The 24583-nt window shown below is 63.2% G+C and carries 23 protein-coding genes; 8 read left to right on the top strand and 15 right to left on the bottom strand.

Going from position 1 to position 24583, the window contains the following annotated elements; all coding sequences use genetic code 11:
- Window positions 1-132 precede the first annotated feature (132 nt).
- Entirely contained in the window at window positions 133-1845 is a 1713-nt protein-coding gene (locus AArc1_RS03605) for a formate--tetrahydrofolate ligase (protein ID WP_117362986.1), read from the top strand.
- Window positions 1846-1917: 72 nt separating this feature from the next.
- Here AArc1_RS03605 and AArc1_RS03600 read toward each other — a convergent pair whose 3' ends face one another.
- Window positions 1918-2487 carry a hypothetical protein gene (locus AArc1_RS03600; RefSeq protein ID WP_117362985.1) on the bottom strand — a complete coding sequence of 190 codons (570 nt, stop codon included), beginning with the start codon at window positions 2485-2487 and terminating at the stop codon, window positions 1918-1920.
- A 135-nt stretch (window positions 2488-2622) separates the two neighbouring features.
- On the opposite strand from AArc1_RS03600, the gene fdhF reads away from it, so the two are divergent.
- Window positions 2623-4758: a formate dehydrogenase subunit alpha gene (gene fdhF, locus AArc1_RS03595; RefSeq protein ID WP_117365768.1), complete on the top strand. Its 2136-nt coding sequence runs from the start codon at window positions 2623-2625 to the stop codon at window positions 4756-4758.
- Between the two features lie 94 nt (window positions 4759-4852).
- On the opposite strand, the gene AArc1_RS03590 is transcribed toward fdhF, so the two are convergent.
- The 3 genes from AArc1_RS03590 to AArc1_RS03580 form a co-directional block, all read right to left on the bottom strand.
- Entirely contained in the window at window positions 4853-5233 is a 381-nt protein-coding gene (locus tag AArc1_RS03590; RefSeq protein WP_117362984.1) for a Rid family detoxifying hydrolase, read from the bottom strand.
- A gap of 125 nt (window positions 5234-5358) precedes the next feature.
- Complete coding sequence (locus AArc1_RS03585) at window positions 5359-7215, bottom strand: BCCT family transporter (RefSeq protein WP_117362983.1); 1857 nt, start codon at window positions 7213-7215, stop codon at window positions 5359-5361.
- Window positions 7216-7460: 245 nt separating this feature from the next.
- The gene (locus tag AArc1_RS03580) at window positions 7461-8687 is read right to left on the bottom strand and encodes a potassium channel family protein (protein ID WP_117362981.1); all 1227 of its coding nucleotides are present in this window, start codon (window positions 8685-8687) and stop codon (window positions 7461-7463) included.
- A 158-nt stretch (window positions 8688-8845) separates the two neighbouring features.
- On the opposite strand from AArc1_RS03580, the gene AArc1_RS03575 reads away from it, so the two are divergent.
- From AArc1_RS03575 to AArc1_RS03570, 4 genes are all read left to right on the top strand, one after another.
- On the top strand, window positions 8846-9271 hold the full coding sequence (locus AArc1_RS03575) for a universal stress protein (protein ID WP_117362979.1): 426 nt from the start codon (window positions 8846-8848) through the stop codon (window positions 9269-9271).
- Window positions 9272-9365: 94 nt separating this feature from the next.
- Window positions 9366-9536: a hypothetical protein gene (locus tag AArc1_RS18630; protein ID WP_154670588.1), complete on the top strand. Its 171-nt coding sequence runs from the start codon at window positions 9366-9368 to the stop codon at window positions 9534-9536.
- A 38-nt stretch (window positions 9537-9574) separates the two neighbouring features.
- The gene (locus AArc1_RS18910; protein WP_186336643.1) at window positions 9575-9730 is read left to right on the top strand and encodes a hypothetical protein; all 156 of its coding nucleotides are present in this window, start codon (window positions 9575-9577) and stop codon (window positions 9728-9730) included.
- 255 nt (window positions 9731-9985) lie between these two features.
- Window positions 9986-10411, top strand: coding sequence for a universal stress protein (locus tag AArc1_RS03570; RefSeq protein ID WP_117362977.1), 426 nt, complete (start codon window positions 9986-9988; stop codon window positions 10409-10411).
- A 379-nt stretch (window positions 10412-10790) separates the two neighbouring features.
- Here AArc1_RS03570 and AArc1_RS03565 read toward each other — a convergent pair whose 3' ends face one another.
- The 5 genes from AArc1_RS03565 to AArc1_RS03550 all read right to left on the bottom strand — a co-directional run bounded on the left by AArc1_RS03565 (window position 10791) and on the right by AArc1_RS03550 (window position 15919).
- The gene (locus AArc1_RS03565) at window positions 10791-12587 is read right to left on the bottom strand and encodes a BCCT family transporter (protein ID WP_117362975.1); all 1797 of its coding nucleotides are present in this window, start codon (window positions 12585-12587) and stop codon (window positions 10791-10793) included.
- A gap of 421 nt (window positions 12588-13008) precedes the next feature.
- The gene (locus tag AArc1_RS03560) at window positions 13009-13314 is read right to left on the bottom strand and encodes a hypothetical protein (RefSeq protein ID WP_117362973.1); all 306 of its coding nucleotides are present in this window, start codon (window positions 13312-13314) and stop codon (window positions 13009-13011) included.
- Window positions 13315-13395: 81 nt separating this feature from the next.
- Complete coding sequence (locus tag AArc1_RS19460) at window positions 13396-13530, bottom strand: hypothetical protein (RefSeq protein ID WP_267130088.1); 135 nt, start codon at window positions 13528-13530, stop codon at window positions 13396-13398.
- A gap of 156 nt (window positions 13531-13686) precedes the next feature.
- Window positions 13687-14919: a threonine ammonia-lyase gene (ilvA, locus tag AArc1_RS03555; RefSeq protein ID WP_117362971.1), complete on the bottom strand. Its 1233-nt coding sequence runs from the start codon at window positions 14917-14919 to the stop codon at window positions 13687-13689.
- 106 nt (window positions 14920-15025) lie between these two features.
- Window positions 15026-15919 carry a bifunctional methylenetetrahydrofolate dehydrogenase/methenyltetrahydrofolate cyclohydrolase gene (locus AArc1_RS03550; RefSeq protein ID WP_117362970.1) on the bottom strand — a complete coding sequence of 298 codons (894 nt, stop codon included), beginning with the start codon at window positions 15917-15919 and terminating at the stop codon, window positions 15026-15028.
- 371 nt (window positions 15920-16290) lie between these two features.
- Here AArc1_RS03550 and AArc1_RS03545 point away from each other — a divergent pair, with 371 nt between their 5' ends.
- On the top strand, window positions 16291-17667 hold the full coding sequence (locus AArc1_RS03545) for an aminomethyltransferase family protein (protein ID WP_117365767.1): 1377 nt from the start codon (window positions 16291-16293) through the stop codon (window positions 17665-17667).
- A gap of 202 nt (window positions 17668-17869) precedes the next feature.
- A complete protein-coding gene (locus tag AArc1_RS03540; RefSeq protein ID WP_117362968.1) occupies window positions 17870-18736 on the top strand; it encodes a methylenetetrahydrofolate reductase in 867 nt (288 codons plus the stop codon).
- Window positions 18737-18778: 42 nt separating this feature from the next.
- Here AArc1_RS03540 and epsC read toward each other — a convergent pair whose 3' ends face one another.
- The 6 genes from epsC to AArc1_RS03510 form a co-directional block, all read right to left on the bottom strand.
- On the bottom strand, window positions 18779-19642 hold the full coding sequence (gene epsC, locus AArc1_RS03535) for a serine O-acetyltransferase EpsC (RefSeq protein WP_117362967.1): 864 nt from the start codon (window positions 19640-19642) through the stop codon (window positions 18779-18781).
- A gap of 146 nt (window positions 19643-19788) precedes the next feature.
- Entirely contained in the window at window positions 19789-19971 is a 183-nt protein-coding gene (locus AArc1_RS03530; protein ID WP_117362966.1) for a hypothetical protein, read from the bottom strand.
- A 250-nt stretch (window positions 19972-20221) separates the two neighbouring features.
- Window positions 20222-20887, bottom strand: coding sequence for an anthranilate synthase component II (locus tag AArc1_RS03525; RefSeq protein WP_117362965.1), 666 nt, complete (start codon window positions 20885-20887; stop codon window positions 20222-20224).
- 76 nt (window positions 20888-20963) lie between these two features.
- On the bottom strand, window positions 20964-22517 hold the full coding sequence (gene pabB / locus AArc1_RS03520; RefSeq protein WP_117362963.1) for an aminodeoxychorismate synthase, component I: 1554 nt from the start codon (window positions 22515-22517) through the stop codon (window positions 20964-20966).
- Between the two features lie 716 nt (window positions 22518-23233).
- A complete protein-coding gene (locus tag AArc1_RS03515) occupies window positions 23234-24250 on the bottom strand; it encodes a Brp/Blh family beta-carotene 15,15'-dioxygenase (RefSeq protein WP_117362961.1) in 1017 nt (338 codons plus the stop codon).
- Window positions 24240-24497, bottom strand: coding sequence for a hypothetical protein (locus tag AArc1_RS03510; protein ID WP_117362959.1), 258 nt, complete (start codon window positions 24495-24497; stop codon window positions 24240-24242). Before AArc1_RS03510 ends, AArc1_RS03515 begins: the two co-directional genes overlap by 11 nt.
- Window positions 24498-24583 lie beyond the last annotated feature (86 nt).

Raw genomic sequence — 24583 nt, 5'->3', positions numbered from 1 at the left:
CGAGCGCGGTGTCGTCGAAGCCGATCCTGGTCCACACGGTACGCGTCGACTCGAGTTGGCCCGGAAACTCGTCGTATCCGGTGAGCTATAGGTGCGTCAACACTTATCACCGACTCTCGAAAACGTACCCGTATGCCACCCGCAGACGACCAGTCGATCCCCTCAGACTACGAGATCGCACAGTCCGTCGAGACGAATCACATCGTCGACGTCGTCGAACCCTTCGGCCTCACCGAAGCCGATCTCAAGCTGGTCGGCGAGACGAAAGCCAAAGTCGAACTCGAGGCGATCGAACGCGTTCGCGAGGAACGAGACGCGGACGGGAAGACCATCCTCGTCACCGGGATGACGCCGACGCCGCTGGGCGAAGGGAAAACGGTGACGACGGTCGGCCTTGGTCAGGCGCTCAACCAGGTCGGGAAAGAAGCACTCGTCGCCGTTCGTGAGCCGTCGCTCGGGCCGGTGTTCGGCGTCAAAGGCGGGGCCGCAGGCGGCGGCTACTCGCAGGTACTGCCGATGGAGGACATCAACCTCCACTTTACGGGCGACCTGCACGCGCTCACGTCGGCGCACAACCTGATCGCGACGATGCTCGACAACCACATCAAGCAGGGCAACGAGCTGGACATCGCGGTCAACTGGATCAACTGGCCGCGGGCGATCGACATGAACGATCGCGTCCTCCGTGAGACCGTCGTCGGGCTCGGCGGCGAGGTGACGGGCGTTCCCCGTGAGGACGGCTTCATCCTCACTGCGGCCTCCGAGCTGATGGCCGTTCTCTGTCTCGCCGACGGCATCGACGACCTCAAAGAACGCATCGGCCGGATCATCGTCGCCTACAACGAGGACGGCGAGCCGATCACCGCGGACGACATCGGCGCGACCGACGCCGCCGCGATTCTCCTGAAAGACGCGCTGAAGCCGAACGTCGTCCAGACGATCGAGGGAACGCCGGCGTTCGTCCACGGCGGCCCGTTCGCGAACATCGCCCACGGGACCAACTCGCTGATCGCCGACGAGGTCGCCGCCCACCTCTCCGAGTACCTCGTCACCGAGGCCGGCTTCGGCTCCGATCTGGGTGCCGAGAAGTTCATGAACATCGTCTCCCGATTCGGCGACGTCGAACCAGATGCGGTGACGATCGTCGCCTCCGTCCGGGCGCTCAAATACCACGGCCAGGACATGTGGCCGCCGGACGTCGACGCCCTCGAGGACGAAGACGTCGACGCCGTCTACGACGGCCTCGAGAATCTCGACAAACACGTCCGCAACCTCGAGCAGTTCGGCGTCCCGGTCGTCGTCGCCGTCAACCGCTTCCCACAGGACACCGACGCCGAGATCGAGGCCGTCATCGACCACTGCGAGGAGGACCTCGGCGTCCCCGCGGCCGAGTCGACGGTGTTCGCCGACGGGGGCGAGGGCGGGATCGACCTCGCCGAGAAGCTGATCGACGCCGCCGAGTCCGAGTCGTCGTTCGAGCCGCTCTACGACCTCGAGGCCCCGATCGACGAGAAGATCGAGACGGTCGCGACCGAGATCTACGGCGCCGACGGCGTCGAGTTCCACAGCGACGCCAGAGCCGACATCGAACGGCTCACCGACCTCGGTTTCGACGACGTCCCGATCTGCATCTCGAAGACGTTCCACTCGCTGAGCGACGACGCGAGCCAGAAGGGCGTCCCCGAAGACTGGACGCTCGAGATCAACGAGATCTACCCCTCGGCGGGCGCGGGCTTCCTGGTGGTGCTCACGGCCGACGTGCTGACGCTCCCCGGCCTCCCCTCGGAACCGGCGGCCGCGAACATGGAACTGCGCTCCGACGGGAGCATCTCCGGGCTCTTCTGAGTACCTGACCGCCCCGTCTCGTCCGATCAGCTGACGGACCCTTCGAGTCGGCTCATCAGCTGCCACGCTGGACTACGCGTCCGGCTGTTCGTAACCGAGCATCCAGAGCGCACGGTACAGCGTCCGAAGGTCACAGGAACACCGATCGGCGACGGTTCGACAGCACTCGAGATACGCCGCGTAGTCGTCGGCACCTGGTTCGTCCGGATACGGTCGCGAGAGTACCCCGCGGTCGGCCAGCACGCACCACTCGCGCTTGCCGACAGCCAGGAAGTGCTCGGGCGAGAGAAACTGCACGAACGCGCTCGCGACGGGCACGTCGACACCCGACAGCGCCGTCAGTGACTCGAGTTTGTCCGTCGTTCCGTCGGCGGCGAGGGCGTCGTCGATTGCTGCGTGAACGGCTTCGTACTCGTTTTCCGCGAATGCGGCCTCCCGCTCGCGGCGTTCGGCGTTCGGAATCGCCCCCAGCGTGCGCCGGTAGTACCACTGAACGACCCACTCGAGGTCGCGCCAGCCATAGTCGCCGGCCGCGAGGGTCGGCGGCAGCATCTCGAAGTGTTCGTCTTCGACCGTCGCAAACGGGTGGGTGGTCTCGTAGTCGCCAGCGAGGGAGTCGATGGCGTCGGCGGTGAGTTCCATGTCCACCACGTATCGGGGCCGCGAGTGTGAACGTTTCCCTCTCAGGGTGCCATGAGACGGCGTCGAAGAAACTTTGATGGCCGTCGAGAGAGACGATACACTAGATAATGACGCTCGCTCACACAGGTGATCTCGATGTCGACCGATGATCCGGAGTCCGAACCAGTCAAGACCATCTGTCCGTACTGTGGTGTCGGCTGTGGAATTCAGGTCAAACAGGGCGACGAACCGGGGGACGTACAGTTCATGCCGTGGGGTGACGCGCCCGTCAACGAGGGCCGGATCTGCATCAAAGGCGGTGCGGCGACGGAGGTCGTCGACCACGAGGATCGGCTCACCGACCCGCTGATCAAAGACGACGGCGAGTTTCGCGAGGCCTCCTGGGAGGAGGCCTACGAGCTGATCGTCGACGAACTCGAGCGCATTCGCGACGAGTACAGCGCCGACGCACTGGGCTTTTATGGCTGTTCGAAGGCGATGAACGAGGAGAACTACCTCCTCCAGAAACTCGCCCGTCGGCTGGGCACGAACAACGTCGACAACTGTACGCGGATGTGTCACGCCTCGACCGTCTGGGCGCTGCGGACGAGCCTCGGCGCGGGCGCGATGACCAACAGCATGGCCGACCTTCGCGAGGAGGCCGACCTCTTCTGGATCCAGGGGGCCAATCCGGGCGAGCAACACCCGATCGCGAACAGCCAGTACTTCCGCCAGGCAGTGTTAGACGGGGCGACCGTCATCCAGGTCGACCCCCACGCGAACAAGACGACGCGGTCGTTCGACATCGACGACACCGACCGCCACCAGCACCTCCAGTTGAAGCCGGGGACCGACATCCCGCTGCTAAACGTCGTCATCAAGACGATCCTCGAGAACCACGAGGAAGATCCCGAGGCGGGCTGGATCGACGAGGAGTTCATCGAGGCGCGAACCGAAGGGTTCGAACACTTAAAAGAGACACTCGAGGACTTCGACAAGGAAGCCGCAGCGGAGGAGTGTGGCCTCTCGCTCGAGGAGATCGAGCTGGCCGCCGAGAAGTACGCCGAAGCGGACAACGCGGCCATCTTCACCGGGATGGGGATGAGCCAACACGCCTGCGGCGTCGACAACGTCCAGAACGAGATCAACCTCGCGTTGCTCACCGGCAACGTCGGGCGAGCCGGTACCGGGGTCAACCCGCTGCGCGGCCAGAACAACGTTCAGGGGACCTGTGACGTCGGTGCGATGCCGAACGTCCTGCCGGGCTACCAGCTCGTCGACGACGACGAGGCCCGCGAGTCCGTCGAGGAGGTCTGGGGCTTCGAGGTCCCCGACGAACCCGGCCTCACTAACGTCGAACTCTCCCACGAGTTCGGCGACTCGGTGAAAGGGCTGTACGTGATGGGCGAAAACCCCGTGATGAGCGAACCCGACGCGAACCGCGTCGCCGAGCGGATTCAGGAACTCGAGTTCGTCGTCGTCCAGGACATCTTCCCGACCGAGACGAGCCAGTACGCCGACGTGATCCTCCCGGCGACGACCTGGGCCGAACGCGGCGGCACCGTCACGAACACCGACCGGCGCGTCCAGTTGATGCGCGGCGTCGAGAAGGTTCACGAGAACACGAAACACGACCTCGAGATCCTCACCGAGATCGGAACGCGACTGTTCGATTCGGGATTCGACTTCGATGGCCCCGAAGCGGTCTTCGAGGAACTCCGGGAGGTCTGTCCGATCTACCACGGGATGACCTACGAGCTACTCGGCGAGGAAGGGCTCCACTGGCCCTGCTACGAGCCCGGCGACGAGGGCGATCCCTTCCTCTACGAAGACGAGTTCGACACGGAGAACGGCCTCGGACGGATCATCGGCGTCACCCACCAGCCGCCCAAAGAGACGCCCGACGACGAGTACCCACTGATCCTGACGACCGCTCGGCTCGAAGAACACTACAACACCGGGACGATGAGCCGTCGGTCGCCGACGCTGAACCGCCAGACGCCGGAGAACTTCGTCGACGTCCACCCGAACGACGCCGAGCGCTACGGCATCGAGGACGGCCAGGAGATCGTCCTCAAGTCCCGTCGCGGTGAGATCACCGTCGAGGCACAGGTCACCGAGGACATCACGGAAGGCTCGGTGTGGACGACACCGCACTTCGCGGCCTCCTCGGCGAACAAACTCACGAACGACGTACTCGACGAGCGCGCGAAGATCCCCGAGTACAAGGCGGCGGCCGCCGAGATCGAGGTCGGTATCGAACCGGCGGACGACGCCCCGGCCGACGACTGACCCCCGTCTCGGTCGACCCTGTGTGCATCTTTTCGCCGTGTTTCGGGCGAATCGGCTCTCCGAGCTGTCGATTCAGACGAGAGTCGTCGCCGGCTCACTCGAGCGTTGCGATGGCCTCGATCTCGAGGGCGGCCCCTTTCGGGACGGCGCCGACTTCGATGGCACTTCTGGCGGGCGGTTCGTCGTCGAAGAACTCGGCGTAGGTCTCGTTCATGGCCTCGAAGTCGTCGATATCGTCGAGGTAGATCGTTACCTTCAGCACGTCCTCGAGGGTCAGTTCCTCGGCCGCGAGGATCGCCGCGACGTTCTCGAGACACTGGCGGGTCTGGACGGCGACTGATTCGTCCTCGAGCAGTTCGCCGTCGACTGTCAACGGAAGCTGTCCGGCGGTAAACAGGAGGGTTCCGTTCGTCGCCGCCTGGCTGTACGCGCCAACTGCTGCGGGTGCGTCGTCGGTGTTAACGAGGCGTTTCATCCCGTCGGGACGTCGTCCGGGACGATCATATACGTACCGCCGCCGACGACGAACGCAACTGATGTTAGAGAACGGATACGTTGTGGTTGTGAAAGCGAGCCCACCACACGCACACCACCACACGATCACCGGTCGGTACTCTCGTGGTCCTTCTCCGAACCCTCTCCCGAGGGCTCGGCGGACGAGGAGCGATCGGCGTCGTGTGTGAGAAGCGTTCCGACGAGGCCGACCAGTGCGAGACAGACCACCAGCGCGAACGGACCGCCGGTCAAGACGGCCATCGCCTGCAGGACTTCCGCGCTGTCGGTGACGAGCACGGAGACGGCGACGAGCCCCTGAAATCCTCCCCAGAAGATAATCGCGCCGGTCGTCGGAGCGAAGTCACGTTTCGTCGCCAGCACCGCCACGACGAGCGTAGAGGTGTCAGCAGAAGTCGTCATGAAGACGACGATCAGCGCCAGGAAGACGAAGATGAGGAGCTGGCCGATCGCGAACGTCTCGAACACCGGAAAGCCGGCGACGGCCTCGGAGCCGCCGTAGGCGTCGACCGCCGCGAGAACGGCTACGGCACTCGTCTGCTGGAGGTGTACGGCAGTGGAACCCAACAGGAGAAACCAGACCATCGTCGCCAGCGACGTCGCGACGAACCCCGTCAGGACGACCGTTCTGATTCGCCGACCACGAGAGAGCGCCGCCAGAAAGAGGCCAGCGAACGGCGCCCACGAGAGCCACCACGCCCAGTTCCAGATCGTCCACTCGGCGACCCACTCGTCGGCGACCAGCCCATCGCCCAGATGAAGGCTCATCGGAACGACGTTCGCGGCGTAGCTACCGACCGCACTCGAGCTGCTCTCGAGGACGACGGTTCGCGGAGCGACGGCGAGAAACAGCGCTGCGAACAGCCCGAAGAGGACGACGTTGACGGCCGCGATCCGTCTGATCCCACGGTGAACGCCGCTCTGGGCCGAGACGACGAAGATGAACGTCAGGCCGCCGACGAACAGGACCGACCCGAGCGTGTCGAAGGTCATGTCCCACTGGAAGTCGACCCCGACGAGAAACTGTTCGCTGACGAGTGCGATGGAGGTGGCGATTCCGCCGATCGTTGCGAAGACGGCGAGGACGTCGACGAGCCGACACCACGCCGAGTCGAGGTTCTCGCTGCCCAGAAACGGGGTCAAGATTGCCGAAACCCGCAACGGCGCACCGCGCTGGTAGACGTAGTACGCGATCGGAACGCCGAGAGCGATGTAGGCGCTCCAGGTGGTGAACCCCCAGTGGAACAGTGCGTAGGTGAGCGCCGCCTCGCCAGCACCCTCCGACCCCGGATCGACGTCGAAGTACGTCGGCGGCGTCTCGTAATGAAACAGCGCCTCCGCCGGTCCCCAGAAGACGATTCCGGCGGCGATGCCGGCTGTAAAAAACATGGTGAAGTAGACGGGATACGTATACGACGGTTCGGCATCCGGGCCACCGAGTTTCACCGACCCCCACGGCCCAGCCAGCAAGAACAGACAGAATAAGACGGCGAGCATCATGACGCCGGCGAACACCAACCCGCCGTACGTGGTCACTGTAGCCTGAGCGGCATCGATGGCAGCGATCGTCTCCGACGGAATCAACAGCTGCCCAACGAAAAAGAGCGTGAACGCGACGACCGTGACGCCGAAGGTGATCGGATCCTGACGGGTCAAAAACCCCTTGGCAGTGTCCGCCAGCTCGAGCCGACGGACACGCAGCAGATACTCCGGGTCGAAGGTGTGTGCCGTCTCGTCGACGTCGGTAGGTAAGACCGCGAGGTAGCTCAGTCCGGAGGCGAAAAAGACGAGAGACGTAACGAGCCACGCCCGGCCAGAGATGGTTTCGCCGACGATTTCGGGGAAGAAAAAGCCCGAAACGACGACGATCCCCGACAGGAGACAGAGCGGGACCACGAGCTTTCGGAGGGCGTGTTCACCGGCACTGACTCCCTGAATGCCCATATCCGAACGTTTTCTCCCCGGCGTAAATCAATTCCCCCGAGCGTCGGGACGGGTACGGACGACTCCCGTACGCGACGTCCGGCCATGTACCCAGTCACGACAGGGAGAGAGTCACACTGCGAGTTCACGAACCGGACGACTGCTCGCCAGTCCACGAAGGAATATGTTACTGATACGATGTGGTCCATCGACTGTGACCCACTGGCCCCTGTCCTGGTCGGCTCCGCCACACGGACGGGGCGCTCTCACGACGCGTCGTCGTCAGTCGTCCCGAACAGCGACTCGGTGGACGGCTTCTCGAGGATCGACCGACCGAGGAGCCGGCCGGCCATCTCGACCGGGCTGATGACTTCGTCCGCGCCGACCGCCTCGAGTTTGTCGACGTGCTGTCCGTCGGTCGCTGCGGCGACGATGCGGATGTCGGGATTCAACTTCCGGGCCGCGAGGACGGCAAGGACGTCGTTGGCGTCGTCGTGTGTCGCGACGACCACGCCTGCAGCGTCGCCGATCTTGGCGTCGCGAAGCGTCGCTTCGTGTGTTGGATCGTCGGTGAGAACGTTGACCTCTCGCTCGGTTAGCGTGGCTGCGGCGTCGGCGTCGGGTGTGACGATCACGAGGTCGGTTTCGTCATCGAGTTCCTCGAGCAGGGAGTCCGTCATGTCGCTGTACCCGAGGACCAGCACGTGGTCCTCGAGTAAGGTGAGTTCTGATGGGGTCATGTTTCCGAATACGGTGGCCATTCGTTTCTCGATCGCCGGCACGATCAAGGCCCCGATAGCAACCGTGAACGCGCCGGTTCCGAAGAGGATGATCGACAGCGAGAACCACTTCGCCCCGGTCGTCAGCGGCGTGATGTCCCCGTAACCAACTGTCGCGATCGTCACGACGACGTAGTAGACTGAATCGCCCCAGGTGTCGATACCGGTGAACTGATCACGAATAGCGTAGGTACCGATCGTGCCGTACAACACGACACCCACGATCGAGGACAGTGAGGCGATCTGGAGCGAGGAGAGTTCGAGCCGCCGATCGAACGCGTCCCGGTTGACGAGCAACAGCGGGAGGGTGAGAAGAACCAAGAGCAAAAGCGGAACGTCCGTCGTCTGGAACGCCGTCAAGGGCAACAGCGAGGTGAGTGGGAGCGTGAGTACCGTGAGATACCAGGCGAGGCGCTTTCGGCGCCCAAGTCCGAACACGAGTGCCCCGAGGACGAACGCCAACAGGACGCCGGTAAATGGAACGACGTTCGGTCCGCCAGGCAGAACCGCCGCGAGAGGACCGTCGTCGGCGACCGTCGGCTGAGCGAGATTCGATAGTCCGGTGACGAACGAGAGCACGGCGACGAACCCACACAGGATGACCGCCGACTTCGCCCCGGAAAGCGCTCGCCAGTTGACGAGACGAACCGTCTCGCTGTGGGAGAACAACCGATCGATCGCAGGCTCCGAAGAGTCCGAGTGATCTGCCACCACGCACGACTAGTCGGGCCGGGACAGCAAAGTAGTACCGCCGCCCGGTCCCGTCCCACCCGGATCGGCGATCACCGGCGGGGAGCCATGCGATATGGTAACAGAAGCAAGGACTATATGCTATCGCGTCGATACTCCGGCGAAGACGAGGACGAACACAGATGTACGACAACGTTTTGATCGCAACCGACGGAAGCGACGAGGCCGAGCCATGCGTCGAGTATGGCCTCCAAATCGCCGAGGCAATGGACGCAAAGGTACACGCACTGTACGTCGTCGAAACGAAAGCCACCTACATTTTGACCGTAGGGCTCTCCGACGACGAGCTAGAAGCCTACAGGGAGTACGGTGAAGAGATCGTCACGGACATCGTCGAACGGGCGGGGGATCGCGGTCTCGAGGCCACGGGTGTGCTCAAGACTGGTCGTCCGGCAGAGGAGATCGTCGACTACGCCGAACGCAACGACATCGACGCCATCCTGGTGGGCAAACAGGGCCACGATGCGATCGACAGACACGTCGGAAGCACCGCATCGAACGTTATTCGGATGGCCGAGGACACGGCGACGGTCGTCATCGAGGGATGAGTGGTCGGCCAGCAACTCGAGGACGGCCAGGTGATCCTGACAGGCAACTCGCGACGAGCACGGCAGTCACGTACGATGCTGGGCGTCTCTGACCATGCACTGGAACGCTCGGACGGTCCTTCGGGCCTTCTTGCTGCTCGGCGGACTCGCCGTCCTCGTCAGCGGGTTGGTCGGTGAGGAGACACTCACCGCAGGTATCGGAGCCGTCGCGGTCGTCCTCGGCGTCGTCGGGTTGGCCGCCGAGTGGAACGAGTCCGCTGCCTGACGTTACGTATAACTTCCGTCGTCGACGTGGTGTGAAACATGTCCCAACTCGTCGCAACCGTCGCTACGATCCTCGCGGTGGCGCTGGCCGGTCTGAGTCTCATGGCCATCGTCGCGGGAAATTACTTCTTTGCCGGGACCTTGCTCACGTTCGTCGCGTTCGCCATTTACGCTCGTGAGATCAACGTCGATTGAGACGGAGTACTGGACGTCAGTTCCGGCCCGACCGCGAACCCCGGCGACCGGGCCGGGAGCCCGATATCGCGGACCGCCAGAGGCGATCCGGTACCTCGATGTCGGCGAACTCGACGATCGATCGCGACTCAGTGGGGCAGACACCGATTCACACGAGTCGCCTGGCGCTCGATGGCGGCTCCATCCGACAGTGTGTGATAGAAGGTCCCAAGATATATGCTACCGTCTTTCGAATAGTCCGCTAGGGCAACGGTCATGCAAGACAACATACTGATCGCGACTGATGGAAGTGACAAGGCAGCGCGTGCAGTCGAGCACGGTCTCGATCTCGCGGACGTGTTCGGGGCCACGGTGCACGTGATATACGTCGTCGAAACGAAAGCGGCGTACATCCTCACGGTCGGTGTAAGCGAAAGCGAGATGGACGAGTATCGGGAGTTCGGAGAGGGAGTCGTCAGGAACGTCGTCGACCAGGCCGAAGAACGCGGCCTCGAGGGTGTCGGCGTAGTCAAGACGGGGAATATTGCACAGGAGATCGTCGATTACGCCACGGACGAAGACGTCGACAGCGTGATCGTCGCCGAACGGGGCCGCGGGACGATCGAGAAATACCTCGGATCGAACGCCGAGAAAGTCGTGCGGATGTGTCCGAAGCCGGTTACAGTCGTTCGCGCACCCTAGCAGTGGCGATCCGCGATAAAATCGGCTTGGACGAACTACCGTTTGGGCACATACTGGGTAGCGACGAGGCGAGTTTCTTCTTCCAGAACCGAGACGGGATCGAAAACGTGCTGATCGTCGGGTGACCGTCCTCGCTTCGCTCGAGGTCGTCGTTCGGCCGTCTCCGAGCGAAACGGGGGATCGAGAGCCGCCACCGTGAGAATCGTCCGTGGTCGTCGGCCGGACTCCTGTACGTCGGTTTCGGCCCGGCAGCGAGCCGTCCTGCGGTCGGGCCGGTGAATCGATACCACAGAGCGGAGCAGACGGATTGCGGTCCCGTGTTACCGGTAGTCGCTGGCCCAGTCGAGCGACCACCGGTAGCGATTCACGACGGGCCGGATCAGTCGCTACCGACGTTGATCACCCTGTCATCTCTGGTCTTGACTTCGGTCACCAGGTCGCCAGTCTCGGTCGTGACGACGATCTCACCCTGGTCCTCGAGGTCGTCGATCAGCTCCTCGAACTCGTTCGACTGGAGGATCCGGTACTCCTTTTTGAGCCCCTGCATCACGGCGTAGATCATAAACAGCAGGATCACCGCGAACGGGAGGCCGCTGGCGATTGCTGCCGCCTGAAGTGCGTCGACTGCCGCGTCACCGCCGGCGATCAACAGCGTGGACGCGACGAGCCCTTCGGAGGCCGCCCAGAAGACCCGACCGGTCGCCGGCGTTTCGTGTTTCCCGCCGGTGCTCAGGTGCTCGAGGACGAGCGAGCCAGAGTCCGAAGACGTCACGAAGAACGTCGTAACGAGGATGATCGCGAGCACTGACAGGACCACGGTGCCGGGCATCAGATCGAACATCGCGAACATCGCGAGTTCCTCGCCGGTCTCGAACGTCGGCCCGCTGATCGCACCGGCGGTTGCTTCGTTCAACTCGAAGTTGAGCGCGGTGCCGCCCATCGCCGCGAACCAGGCGAACGAGAACACGACGGGGATCAACAGGACGCCACCGACGAACTCGCGGATGGTACGCCCTTTCGAGATGCGTGCGATGAACATCCCGACGAACGGCGACCAGGAGATCCACCAGGCCCAGTAGAACACCGTCCAGTCGACGAGGAATCCGCCTTCACCGTCGCCACCCGGACCGTAGAACTCCGAGCCCTGGAAGTAGTGGTTGTCGAACGAGTTGCCGAAGAACGACAGCTCGAAGAAACTCCCGATGTACGCGCCGATCCCCTGTGGAAGCGCACCGAGGATAAACAGCGTTGGCCCGAGGATGAACACCGATGCCAGAAGCACGAGCATCAGCGTCAGGTTCAGGTTGCTGAGACGTCTGATCCCCTTATCGAGGCCGAGGTAGACCGAGATGATGGCCAGGCCCGTGACGACCGTGACGATCCCGACGGCGACCCAGACCGAGTCGGGGACGGCGGGGAACGCGGCCACTTCGTCACCCACGAACGTCAACCCGGCATTGATCTGTAACGCGCCGAGGCCGAGCGAGGTCACGAGGCCGAACAGCGTCGCGAACACGGTGAAGATGTCGATGACGTGTCCCGGCCAGCCGTAGATCCGTTCGCCAAGCACCGGGTAGAAGACCGACCGAAACGTAAGCGGGAGCCCCCGGTTATACGAGAAAAACGCGAGTCCGAGCGCGACCAGCGCGTATATCGCCCACGGATGGAAGCCCCAGTGGAACAGCGATACCGCCATTCCGACCTCCGCTGCAGCGTCGGTGCCCGCTTCGGCACCCAGATGCGGATCGAAGAGGTGATAGACTGGCTCGGCGACGCCGAAGAACATCAGGCCGATCCCCATCCCCGCACTGAACAGCATCGCGATCCACGAAATGTCGCTGAACTCCTTCTCGCCGTCGACGCCACCGAGCCGGATCGCGCCGTACTTGCTAATGGCGAGATAGACCATGAAGATGATGAAGATGTTCGCTGCCAGGATGAACAGCCAGTCGAAGTAGTCGGATATCGCGATCCGTGTATCCTGGTAGATCGCTCCCGCCTGGTCCGGAAACGCAAGCGAGAGGATAATAAACAGAATAATCAGCCCACCTGCAATGAGAAAGACGGGTGGATTGATGTCGAATCCGTATCCTTGCCAGTTGTTGTCTCCCGGTTCTCGATCCGTCTCCGCGTGGAACAGTTCACCTTGTATACCGCGTTTACCTTCGTCTGTCATGAGTTACCCTCCGTGTGTGCGTGCTGATGGTGTCGCTCGACGCCGTATCGCCGGTCGTGTTTCGGGGCGGCAAGTCGTCACACGACGGTCGCCCTGATCGATCCTTTCGTTGCCATCTCCACCCGCCCGGTCCGGCGTCTACGGGACCGAACCGTGCGAACATGTCTCGAGTGACATGCACTACCAACCTCATTAGCCCGATAACCTGCAATTCCGTATATAGTTTTGGTAATATATCTGAACATTCTCGAGAGTCATGCGCTCGAGGAGGCTGGTATAGTAGCCACTGCGGCCCAGGCCCGCTCGAGAAGATAAGCCATTGTGCACCTGATCGCCAGACGGTCGGCGATCGGTGTGCAACTCGTTGCAGTTGTTACTATAGTATCGAGTAGACGTGGCGGGCCATCCCAATACACCGCAGTTAAAACCAGGCAAAGACAGTGCTGAGCCGATACGGGGTGGCGAGAAACGAGAAGAGAAATAGCAAGACGGCGAGTCCGAACGAGACGACTGCGAGCCCCAAGAGAAACGGTTCCAGGCCCGTCCAGAACGCTGCCGGGAAGGTGAGTACCGTCATCGAAACCACGACGACCAACAATAACCCCATCGAGACGCGTAACCCCGTCTGTCGGGGATTGAACCCACACTGCGGACAGCCCTCCTCGCCGCCCTCGAGTTCGCACTTGCAGCGCTTGCAGTGTCGTGTCCGACCATGGAACGGGCGCATGCGTGTACGTCACCGCAAACGCCTAAAAAGGTACAGCCCGGATCACTCGAGCGGTCGAAACGCCACCGTGAGCAACCGGCGTTATGCCCGTCGGCCAAACAGCACGTCGACGAGTCGACCGAGAACGCCCTGGTCTCCGGAGAAGCTCGGCATCGCAGGCATGTAGTTGACGAACTCGTCTGTCGGCGTTTCTTCAGGTTTTGGTTCGGGTTCCATCCAGACGACGGTCAGAACCGTCGTAACCTAAAGATTGCGCGAGAGCCGTTATCAATCACGAACTGTCGTCGGAGTTCCGGGTAGCGGTCTCGAAACCGCGTGGATCGAACCCCCGACGTGTCCCTCGAGTCGACGCCCTCGGGCGAAACGTCGCGATTAGTTCACGAGTTCGACCTCGTATCCGCCGGCGGTGATCGAATCGAGGATCTCCACTGCGTGATCCACGCCGCTCGTCTCGACCTGAAAGATCAGATACGCCTCGCCGACGTCTAACTCCTCGAGTGCGCGGTCGTGGCGGACGGTCTGGATGTTGGCCCCGCAGTCGGCGATGAGTCCGGAGATGTGGGCCATCTTGCCCGGTTGGTCGTCGATGTGGACACGCAACTTGAGCAGTTGTTTGCGCCTGGTCAGTGCATGAATTACGACCTCCATGAGCATTGTCATATCGAGGTTGCCCCCACACAACAGCGCCACGACCGACTCGTCGGTAACGTCGAGGTCGTCGCTCAACAACGCCGCGACGGACGCTGCACCGGCACCCTCGACGACTTGCTTTGCCCGCTCCATCAACAGGAGGATCGCGTCGGCGATTTCGGCGTCCGTCACTGTCACCACGTCGTCGACGTGGTGTTCGATCATCGATAGCGTTAGCTCCGATATGCCGCCAGTCGCGATCCCGTCGGCGATCGTATCGACCGACTCGAGCGTTCGGGGACTCCCCTTTTCGAGACTGTCGTGGACGGTCGCTGCACCGGTCGCCTGGACGCCGACGATCCGCGTTTCGGGATTTTGTTCCGCAAACGCGGTCGCGATGCCGCTGATCAGGCCGCCGCCGCCGATCGGCACGACGACGGTATCGACGTCCGGATACTGCTCGTACATCTCGAGGCCGAGTGTCCCCTGGCCCGCGACGATCGCCGGATCGTCGAACGCGTGGACGAACTCGGCGTCCGAGTCGCTGGCGAGGTCGCGGGCGTACTCGGTGGCCTCCTGGAAGTTTTGGCCGACGAGTTCGACCGTCGCGCCGTAGCCACGAGTAGCGTCGATCTTCGTCTGTGGGGCCGTCCTGGGCATGACGATGGTCGACTCGACCCCGAGCGTCGTCGCGGCAAGGGCGACACCCTGGGCGTGGTTGCCCGCACTGGCCGCGACGACCCGCTCTCTGTCGCCTTCGGCGAGACAGCGTTTGATCTTGTTGTACGCACCGCGAGTCTTGAACGAGCCCGTCCACTGGAGGTGCTCGAGTTTGAGGATGACCTCCGTGGCATCGGTCATCGACTCGAGCGACGTGCTCCGTTCGACCGGCGTCCGTTTGACGACGGTTGGGTCGTCGAGCCGACGACGTGCCGCTTCGACGTCGTCGAACGTGATGGGAAGGTCGTCGCTCACGGCGACACCCCCAGGAGTCGGGCTCGAGCGATCGGGGACGACGCGGGCACAGCACACGGCGAAACAGAACCAGTATGCTGGCTGAGACGATTTGGCAACATCTGTTTCACGGAAGGTCGACGGAGACGTCCTCCTGGATGGCTGTGGCTTTGACCGTGTTGTACAGCAACATCGCGATCGTCATCGGGCCGACGCCGCCAGGGACGGGCGTGATTGTGCGTGCGTTCTCCATCGCGCTCTCGAACTCGACGTCGCCGACGAGTTCGTAGCCCTTCTCGGTGTCGACCTCGACGCGGTTGACGCCGACGTCGATCACGACGGCGCCGTCACCGATCATCGAGCCGTCGACGAGTTCGGGGACGCCAGCCGCGGCGATCACGATGTCCGCCTCGCGGGTCTTCGCGGCGAGGTCCTCGGTACGGGAGTGACAGACCGTTACCGTCGCGTTGCCGCCGGGAGCCTTCTGGATTAGCAGGTTCGCCATCGGTTTGCCGACGATGTCTGACCGGCCGACGATCACCGCGTCCGTGCCCTCGGTATCGACGTCCGCCGCCTCGAGCAGTTTCTGGATACCGTGGGGCGTACAGGGTTTGTACCGCGGGTCGCCCGCGACGAGGCGACCGACGTTCTCGGGGTGGAAGCCGTCGACGTCCTTGAGCGGATCGATGGTCCTGAGGACCCTCGTGCTATCGACGTGGTCGGGAACGGGCATCTGAACCAGAATCCCGTGGACGTCGGGGTCGTCGTTCAGCGCCGCGACGATCTCGAACAGGTCGTCGGCGGACGCGGACGGGTCCAGCTCTCGGTGGATGCTCTCGATACCGAGGTCCGCACACCCCTGCTGTTTCATCGAAATGTACGTCTCGCTCGCGGGATCGTCGCTCATCAACACCGTGGCCAGTCCAGGCGTTACCTGCTCCGCCTCGAGCGTCTCGACACACGCCTCGAGTCCGTCGGTAATCCGGTCTGCTACCGCGTTCCCGTCGATAACGTGAGTCACGATACCTCACCGCCTGTCGAAGTCGAAGTGGTCCATGAGTTGAATCTCATTCGAGTCACCGTCTATCAGCCGGGACGCCGTCGCTTTCGCGGTGGGTCCCGGACTACCGTGGAGCTAACTGTGTGGTGAGTTATCAACGCTCTGCCTTAGAGGTGAAGTCGACCGATTTCGACAGCGACCGGTCCGAATTCCACAACACATAACGTATCCATCAGTTGTAGCTCGCTCGAGTTAGCCGGCGTCCGGCCAGGTTCTCGAATCAAGAATAACGACTCAGAAGGCCTCTTTCGACCGTATTCGGTCGAATACGCAACCGTGCCGATCGGTGTCGACTCCCACTTTTATGTGCCCTGCAAGACATGGTGGTGTCAATGTCTGGCAACGAACCGCCACAGACGGAGAGTCAGGACCACCCGAACTATCCGAGCGTCGACCAGTCCGACCGGGTACTGCCGCGAAACCTGCGGCAGTCCGGCGATCCCGGAATCGAGATGCTCGTCTCGACTCGAGTGCGAAAATCACCGTTTTTCCACAAGTCGTTCGTCGAGAACGGTGCCTGGCGAGCAACGGTGTACAACCGAGTCTACCACCCACGCGGGATGTTAGAGCCCGAGGAGGGCGGGATGATGGAGGAGTACGACGCACTCGTCAATCACGTCACCCTGTGGGACGTCGCCGTCGAGCGACAGATCCGCGTCAAAGGCCCGGACGCTGAGGCGCTGACGAACTACGTCATCACCCGTGATGCAACCGAGATCGAACCGATGCACGGCAAGTACGTCATCCTCTGTAACGAGGATGGCGGCATCCTCAACGATCCCGTCCTGTTGCGGCCGGGCGAGGACGAGTTCTGGTTCTCGATCTCGGATTCGACGCTCATGCAGTGGCTTCAGGGCGTCAACGTCGGGATGGACTTCGACGTCGAGATCGACGAGATCGACGTCGCCCCGGTCCAGATCCAGGGGCCCAAATCCGTCGACGTGATGGTCGACCTCGTCGGCGAAGAAGTCGACGAGATCCCCTACTACGGTCTGATGGAAGCAGAGATCGATGGCGTGGCGGTGTTAGTGAGCCAGACCGGCTTCTCGGGCGAAAAAGGCTTCGAGATCTACGTCAAAGATGCCTCGAAGAACGCCGAGCGCGTTTGGGACCCCGCCATCGAGTCCGTCCGTGCCCACGGCGGCATGCAGGTCGCCCCGGCCCACCACCGACGCATCGCCGCCGGCATCCTCTCGTGGGGGCAGGATATGGACCACGAAACCTCGCCGTTCCAGGTCAACCTCGCCTACCAGGTGCCCGACGACAAAGACGCCGACTACATCGGGAAAGAAGCACTCGAGCGCCAGAAAGCCCAGATCGACGAGGGCGAGTACCCGTTCGTCCACAAGATGGTCGGACTCAAGATGGCCGGCGAGCCGGTCCGTGACTACGCACCGGACTTCTGGCTCATCTCCGACCCCGACACCGGCGAGGAGTGTGGCTACGTCACCTCGCCGTGGCACAACCCCGAACTCGAGACGAACCTCGCACTCGGGTTCGTGCCGGCCGAAAAACTCGACGGCAACCCGATGGAGGTCTACGACGGCGACATCGAGACCGAATTCCAGGTCCACCTGCCAGAGGAGTACGCAGAAGAGCCTGGCGAGCCGGTGTACGCCAAGGTCTCTGAGGTGCCGTTCAAGCCGTCGGTCAACCCGAGCGCCCGCGAACAAGCCAAACTCAACGCCGGAAAAGAGGCCTCGGACTGAACCGCGACGGGACCGCGCTGGGCGCTCGCGAGCGACGTCGTTCGCTCTCAGTGAGGCCTGACTGACAGACCACCGCCTCGGCCCGAGTCGATCACGCGACGGTTCACACGCCTCGAGAACCGATACCTACGAGGGGTTCGAGTCCGTGAGCTAAATTAGCACGCGAACCGATGCGTCCCGAGGTCCCACAGTCACAGATACCATGTCATCCGAAATACAGTCGACCACGACCGCAGCAGGCGTCGTTACGCTGCTCGAGGAGCCACGCTTCGAGCTGATGCCGTTCGAGAGCATGGACGAGCAACTGGACCACCTCCCCGAGGGTGCAGAGGTCGCGATCACCACCTCGCCGACGCTCGGCCTCGAGGCGACCGTCGACTGGACCGAGCGGGCGAGCGACCGCGGCTTCGAGGTCGTCCCGCACATCGCCGCTCGCTACGTCCGCGATACAGCGCACCTCGAGGCGGTCGCGGAGCGACTCGTCGACGCTGGCGTCACCGACATCTTCGTCCCCGGCGGCGACCGCGAAGAGCCCGCCGGCGAGTTTACGTCGGCGTCCGACCTGCTCTCGACGCTCGAAGCGCTCGAGTACGAGTTCGACGAAGTCGGGATCACCGGTTATCCTGAGGGGCACGCCTTCCTCGACGACGAGACGCTCGCCGAGGCGATGGCAGAAAAAGAGCCGTACGCGACCTACATCGTCACGCAGCTGTGTTACGACCCCGAGGCCATCGTTACGTGGATCGACGAGATCCGTGACCGCGGGGTCGATCTGCCGGTCGAAGTCGGCATTCCCGGCGTGATGAAGTACCAGCGACTGTTGACCATCTCGAAGAAAGTCGGCGTCGGCGACTCGGTTCGCTTTCTCAAAAAGACCAGCGGTATCCTCGGCTTCGTCCGCGAACTCGTCGGTTCACGCGGGACGTACGTCCCCGACGAACTCATCGAAGAACTCGCGCCGTACGCCGCCGACCCCCACTACGACCTCCGGGGCATCCACGTCTACGCGTTCAACCAGGTGCCCGACCTCGAATCGTGGCGATCGAAGACGCTGACCCAGCATCGGTGACTCGAGGACGCGTCGACAGTGAGCCGGCTACGTCGACGCGACTCACTCGCTGCGCTTTCGTTCCTGTGTCGGGTGTTCGGAGACGTAGACGCTCGTTTTCGGTGGGATGTCTTCGGTCACCCAGGAGTTCGCGCCGATACTCACGTGATCGCCGACGGTGATCGGCCCGAGCACTTTCGTCCCCGCACCGATCACGACGGTATCCCCAATGTCCGGGTGGCGTTTGTACCCTTTCTTCAGCGTCTTCTCCTCGTCTTCTTCCGCCTCGAAGTGAAGCGCTCCGAGGGTGACGTCCTGATAGAGACGAACCCAGTCGCCGATCGTCGCCGTCTCCCCGATGACGACGCCGGTGCCGTGATCGATAAAAAAGTGGTCGCCGATCTCCGCTCCTGGGTGAATGTCGATTCCCGTCACCGTCTTGGCGTACTCGGTGAGTTCTCTGGCGTACTCCGGCGTGTCAGCCTCGTACAGTACGTGTGCGACCCGCTGCATCATGATCGCCTGGAAGCCCGGATACGAACGGATAACCTCGACGTAGGACTTCGCCGCAGGATCACCCTTGTACGCCGCCTCCACGTCACGTTTTAGCGTCTCGCGGAGGTCGGGAAGCCGGTCGAGCACCCCATCGACCGTCGCCGAGGGATCACTGCCCGTGTACGGGCGGATGCCACGACAGTAGATCGAGCCGAGTTCCGACAGCGTCTCACGGACTCTCGAGCGTTCCTCGAGCAACTCGTCGGCGTTCCAGCACCTTGGAAACAGCAGTCGTCTCAGCAAGCCGAGCTCGGCCCGCCGGTGGTCCCATCGTGGGAAGTTCATCGATGACGCCGTGGGAAACGGCTCGGCGTCGGCCTCGTAGGCCTCGAAGAGCCGCTTGCACGCATCACCGGTGTACCTGTAGTCCATACGTCAGTCGTATGGGTGGGACGTACAAAGGTTTTCAACGACGACGCGGCAAACGAACGGTAACCCTCGGCGTTCTGGGTGGGCTATCAGGGTACTCGAGCGGTGCCTGTCCGGGCACTCGGCGAAAAAACGGCGGGCGAGTCGGGTTACTTCTCGGTCCGGTCGCGCTTCCGGTCGCCTCGAATCCGGCCACGGTTGCGAAACAGCGACGTGAAAAGCCGCTCGAGGCGCTCGAGCGTGGCCGACGACGTCGGCGTTCCGGGGAGGTAGAACTCCGGGTCGCGTCTGTCGGTGGGCGTTCGTCGGTCGGTGGGTCGGTTCTGGCTCATAGTCGCGGCTTTGAACTCGGAGTAGGTAACAATTCCGGGTCTGTCCGGGAAACGTAACTAATAACCAGCAGTAAATCGAATGAGGTCCGAAAACATCAGCACCGTTTAACGCATATTTTGGGTAAATGTCAAACAGCATTATCGTCCGCACTCGATGCTCGAGCCGGCCGTCTGTCGTCCCTGCTGGCGGTCGGAACCACGACCGGGACGGTGATCCGCGGCGACGGATCGACGGCCCCGATAGAACGAGTTACGACCGGGCGACGGCGTCGGTCGCGGCCGCGTCGACGAAGTTCTCGATCAGGTGCATTCCTGTGCCGGTGAGGATGCTCTCGGGGTGAAACTGCACGCCGACGTGGGGTCGCTCGCGGTGGCGGACGGCCATCACGATTTCTTGGCCCACTTCGTTGGTGGCCTCGGGTTCGGCTGTGTCGCCTGGCTCGCTACTGGCGGTGAGGACGGTACTGGCCGTCTCGAGCAGTTCTGCCGGCAGGTCCTCCCGGTCGACCGCCAGCGAGTGGTAGCGGCCAGCCTCGAACGGGTCCGGGAGCCCCTCGAAGATGCCGGTTCCGTCGTGAGTGACCGTCGAGGGCTTGCCGTGAACGACTCGTGGTGCGTAGCCGACGGGCGCACCGGCGGCCGCACAGAGCGCCTGGTGACCCAGACAGACGCCGAGGGTCGGGTACTCGAGGTCGCGAAAGATCGGAATCGAAACGCCAGCCTCGGCGGGGGTACCGGGGCCAGGCGAGACGACGATCGCGTCGGGGTCGAGTCGACGGATGCCGTCGACGTCGATGGCGTCGTTACGCCGAACGAGTACCTCGCCGTCGTAGGGAGCGTCGATCGCCCCACCGACGTACTGGACGAGGTTGTACGCGAAGGAGTCGTAGTTGTCGACGATCAGAATCTGCGTCATCGCGGCTCACCCCCGCAGGCTGCGACCGTCGAGGGCTCGACCAGCAGGGTAACGAACCGCGCTCGAGTGGACCACATCAGTCGGTCACCCCGCCGTCGGCGACGGCGAGTTCCGCCCGTTCGCCGAGGGCTGCATCCAGCGCACGGACCAGCGCACGGCCCTTGTCGAGGGTCTCTTCGTACTCGCGTTCGGGCACCGAGTCGTGGACGATGCCGGCACCGACGCGCAACGAGTACCGCTCACCCCGTCGAGCGAGCGTCCGGATGACGATGTTGAGCGTCGCCCGGTCGTCGAAGCCGAAGACGCCGATCGAGCCGGTGTAAGGGCCGCGGCGCGTCCGTTCGACCTCGTCGATGATCTCCATCGTCCGGGGTTTCGGCGCGCCGGTGATCGTCCCGCCGGGGAACACCGCGGCGATCGCGTCGACGAGGGCCTCGCCCGAACGCAGTCGCCCCTCGACGAGCGAGACGAGGTGCATGACCTCCGAGTAGCGGTCGACCCGACGGTACTCGGTCACCTCGACGCTGCCGTACTCGCTGACCTTCCCGAGGTCGTTTCGCTCTAAGTCGACCAACATCGCGTGTTCGGCCCGCTCTTTCTCGTCATCGAGCAGGTCAGCCTCGAGCGCGTCGTCTTCGGCGGGCGTCTCGCCCCGCGGCCGGGTGCCAGCGATCGGTTCGGTCAGCAAACGGTCGCCCTCGACGTCGAGCAACAGTTCCGGCGAGGCGCTGACGAGGTCGATCCCCGGAAACTCGAGCAGCGCGGAGTACGGCGCCGGATTCACCGCACGGAGCGCGTCGAAGGCCGCGACGGGGTGGACGGCAGCCGGTGCGGTGAGTCGTTGGGAGACGTTCGCCTGGAAGGTGTCGCCGTCGCGGACGTACGCTTTGACGCGGCGGACGCGCTCTGCGAACTCGGCCGTCGAGCAGTCGCTCTCGAAGGTGGCGTCGGTCGCCCGGACCGGGGGAGCTGGCATGGATGGCTCCCCGGTCCTGGCCGCACGAGCCAGCTCGAGGGCGCGCTCGCGGCCCCGTTGGTACGCCGCGTGAGGGTCGTCGCCGACGCGGGGACAGGCCGTGATCCGCAGCGTCGTCTCGCCGTCCCGTGGTTCCTCCCAGGCGGCGACGCGGTCGAACGCGGCGACCTGCAGACGCGGGAGGTCGCGGTCGTCGACGGTCGTCTCGGGCAGCGTCTCGAGTTCGCGAGCGACGTCGTAGGAGAGCCAGCCGAACGCCCCGCAGGGGTAGGGTACGTCACAGTCGCCACGGACGAGCGTCTCACGCTCGAGCAGTCCATCCAGTTCTGCCAGCGACGGCGCGGGATCGACGTCACCGACGGGCTCGAGCGTCGAGCCCACCTGCAGGCTGGTGAACGGATCGACGGCGAAGTAGCCCCAGCCGGACTGGCCGCCGGTGGTCTCGAGGTAGACACCGGTCGGTCCCATGCTGTCGGATTCGCCACCCATATCGCCGTGGACCGAGGGGTCTGTCCGGACGCGACGATACGCGCGATACGGATCGTCGACGGTCACCCGAACCTCGATTGGAACGCGTGCGTCCGGTGGGGCGTCTGTGGCGGTCGCTACGAACTCGGAGCCGGTCGTTCTGACATGGGGATGGTCGTTCGGCATGGACGAAACTTTCCCAGCACGGGGCTGGCCGCCCTATCGGTTCGGCCGACGGCAACTAAATGGTTTCGCGGACTTCGGAATCGACGCCGTACGCTGGCGTTTCCACACGATTCGACCGCACCGAGCGCGAACGCCCCGTCGACGAAACACAACACGCCAGACCGCCGTCATTTACCTCCTCCCTGTGAAGGGGAAGTGTTCCACCACCCACCCTATATAACAATTTTCTACACACTATAGAAGACTGTTAGTTAGGTGCTCGTACAAGGAGAGGAACTACACGACCGGTGGATAACACGACCGGCGGACAACACAACCGACGGGCAACACGACCGGCGAACAACGCAACCGACAGAAAACACGACTGACAGGCGACATGGCTAATGTACAAGGTGTTTGGCAAGGACACCACCAAGGTCCACAGGTAGCAAGAACTCGTTCGTAGCTCACGAGAGGTCTGCTAAAAGACAGTTCGAATCGAACCCACTGTCTCGTTCAGCTACAACACCACAGAAGTACGTTAGCTCCCATATCTCCTAATCTGTTTGTACTTTTAGTCACGCACTCGCTGGAGACGGAAATGCGTATGCTGCCGGACAGAACGAGTGTGAGGGTTCGTCGCACCCATCCGGCGAATTCTCTTCATAGCCGTCTGTCTGACAGTAGGACACCACCGGGCATCGGGGTGGTGGATCTCGAGAACGAACGGCGCGTCGTCACGCCCAGATGCGCTGTTCCCAGTCGAGCAGCGAGACGACGACGGTGTGAGGGAGCGTCAGGACGGCGAGACAGACCAGATAGACGCCGAGAAGGTCGGAGAGGGTCGCTGGCGTCCGTGGGACGGCGAGTGCAAGCCCCACGAGGACCACGAGAGCCCCCGCCGTCAGCGGTGCAGCGTCGCGGGTGAACCGCCACAGGGCCGTCCGAAGGGAGCCGGCCTCGAGTGCGTCGGCTGCGGGTCGGTCGACCAGAACGGTTCGGAGGACGTGTCGAACCGAGTGCCAGAACGCGAAATAGAGGCCGATGGCGAGAATCGGCGGAACGACGGCGAAGAACGCGACGAGTCCCACCGTTTCGCCAGCGTCGAGCGTCCACGAGCGGGACGGGCCGGCCTGAAAGAGCCCCCAGCCGAGTGAGACTGCCACGAGCGCTGTGAAGCCAACGGCGACCCAGGCGCGGACGGTGGGGGCAAACACCGGCTCGAGCGCGCTGGTTGCAGCCGGATCGAACAGCTCAACGACGGCGGTTGCCACGAACGCGTACTGTTCGGGAAACGCGACGAGGGGAACGAGCATCGGGATTCCGCCGCGAACACAGAGTGTGAGCGCGCGTTGAAATCGCGTCTCGAGGTGATCAACGTCGAAGATGGAAACGAGGGCGTAGACGTCGCCCTGTCCCCAGTGAAAGATCGTCAGGAGGATGAAACCGACGAAGGCGAGAACGGGCTCGAGGTACCAGCCGATGGCGTAGCTAGCGGCGAGCGCGAGGTACCCGAGGCCGAAGCCGACGAGCCACCGCAGAGAGACCGGTTTTTCGCGCACTCGAGGAAGGACGAGGTGATCGACGGCCCCGTGTGGCAGCCCGAGGACGACGACGCTGACAGCCAGCGGAACCAGCTGGACGGACAGTGGGAGCGAGTCGAACAGCGTTACGAGTGCGACCCCTGTCACGAGCGCGACGACGCCACAGACGAGGCTCACCGATGCCGCGACATCGGCTGCGTCACCGGCCATCGGGTATTCCCCCGTGACTCGGTACCGTTCGGGTTCGAAGCCGCTCGAGCCACAAGGCACAGGATTCGTGGCGGCGCTCGAGCAGCCACAGGGACAGGACGGCGACCTGGACGGTGACGGTGAACCCTGAACCCGAGGCGTGCCCCAACCAGCCGTCGTTGCGACTGATCGTGAGCCGGCCGAGGAAACCGGTCGGCAACGGGACGGATAACGCGTGACACTCGAGGGAGAGACGGGGAATGGACATTCATCAGGTCGACGACTGATTGTCGTCTCGACTGTTCCATTCATCAACGAGGTTATGAATCATATGGCTAACCACGGAACTCGTTC

The sequence above is a fragment of the Natrarchaeobaculum sulfurireducens genome (assembly GCF_003430825.1).
GTDB classification, from domain to species: domain Archaea; phylum Halobacteriota; class Halobacteria; order Halobacteriales; family Natrialbaceae; genus Natrarchaeobaculum; species Natrarchaeobaculum sulfurireducens.
Note: the sequence above shows the minus strand (reverse complement) of the source record. Positions and strands in the feature narration are given on the sequence as shown.

Bases quoted from the DNA above. Each gene is read 5' to 3' on its own strand.
- AArc1_RS03605 (WP_117362986.1), top strand. From the start codon at position 133: ATGCCACCCGCAGACGACCAGTCGATCCCCTCAGACTACGAGATCGCA.
- AArc1_RS03600 (WP_117362985.1), bottom strand. From the start codon at position 2,487: ATGGAACTCACCGCCGACGCCATCGACTCCCTCGCTGGCGACTACGAG.
- fdhF (WP_117365768.1), top strand. From the start codon at position 2,623: ATGTCGACCGATGATCCGGAGTCCGAACCAGTCAAGACCATCTGTCCG.
- AArc1_RS03590 (WP_117362984.1), bottom strand. From the start codon at position 5,233: ATGAAACGCCTCGTTAACACCGACGACGCACCCGCAGCAGTTGGCGCG.
- AArc1_RS03585 (WP_117362983.1), bottom strand. From the start codon at position 7,215: ATGGGCATTCAGGGAGTCAGTGCCGGTGAACACGCCCTCCGAAAGCTC.
- AArc1_RS03575 (WP_117362979.1), top strand. From the start codon at position 8,846: ATGTACGACAACGTTTTGATCGCAACCGACGGAAGCGACGAGGCCGAG.
- AArc1_RS18630 (WP_154670588.1), top strand. From the start codon at position 9,366: ATGCACTGGAACGCTCGGACGGTCCTTCGGGCCTTCTTGCTGCTCGGC.
- AArc1_RS18910 (WP_186336643.1), top strand. From the start codon at position 9,575: ATGTCCCAACTCGTCGCAACCGTCGCTACGATCCTCGCGGTGGCGCTG.
- AArc1_RS03570 (WP_117362977.1), top strand. From the start codon at position 9,986: ATGCAAGACAACATACTGATCGCGACTGATGGAAGTGACAAGGCAGCG.
- AArc1_RS03565 (WP_117362975.1), bottom strand. From the start codon at position 12,587: ATGACAGACGAAGGTAAACGCGGTATACAAGGTGAACTGTTCCACGCG.
- AArc1_RS03560 (WP_117362973.1), bottom strand. From the start codon at position 13,314: ATGCGCCCGTTCCATGGTCGGACACGACACTGCAAGCGCTGCAAGTGC.
- AArc1_RS19460 (WP_267130088.1), bottom strand. From the start codon at position 13,530: ATGGAACCCGAACCAAAACCTGAAGAAACGCCGACAGACGAGTTCGTC.
- AArc1_RS03545 (WP_117365767.1), top strand. From the start codon at position 16,291: ATGTCTGGCAACGAACCGCCACAGACGGAGAGTCAGGACCACCCGAAC.
- AArc1_RS03540 (WP_117362968.1), top strand. From the start codon at position 17,870: ATGTCATCCGAAATACAGTCGACCACGACCGCAGCAGGCGTCGTTACG.
- epsC (WP_117362967.1), bottom strand. From the start codon at position 19,642: ATGGACTACAGGTACACCGGTGATGCGTGCAAGCGGCTCTTCGAGGCC.
- AArc1_RS03530 (WP_117362966.1), bottom strand. From the start codon at position 19,971: ATGAGCCAGAACCGACCCACCGACCGACGAACGCCCACCGACAGACGC.
- AArc1_RS03525 (WP_117362965.1), bottom strand. From the start codon at position 20,887: ATGACGCAGATTCTGATCGTCGACAACTACGACTCCTTCGCGTACAAC.
- pabB (WP_117362963.1), bottom strand. From the start codon at position 22,517: ATGCCGAACGACCATCCCCATGTCAGAACGACCGGCTCCGAGTTCGTA.
- AArc1_RS03515 (WP_117362961.1), bottom strand. From the start codon at position 24,250: ATGGCCGGTGACGCAGCCGATGTCGCGGCATCGGTGAGCCTCGTCTGT.
- AArc1_RS03510 (WP_117362959.1), bottom strand. From the start codon at position 24,497: ATGTCCATTCCCCGTCTCTCCCTCGAGTGTCACGCGTTATCCGTCCCG.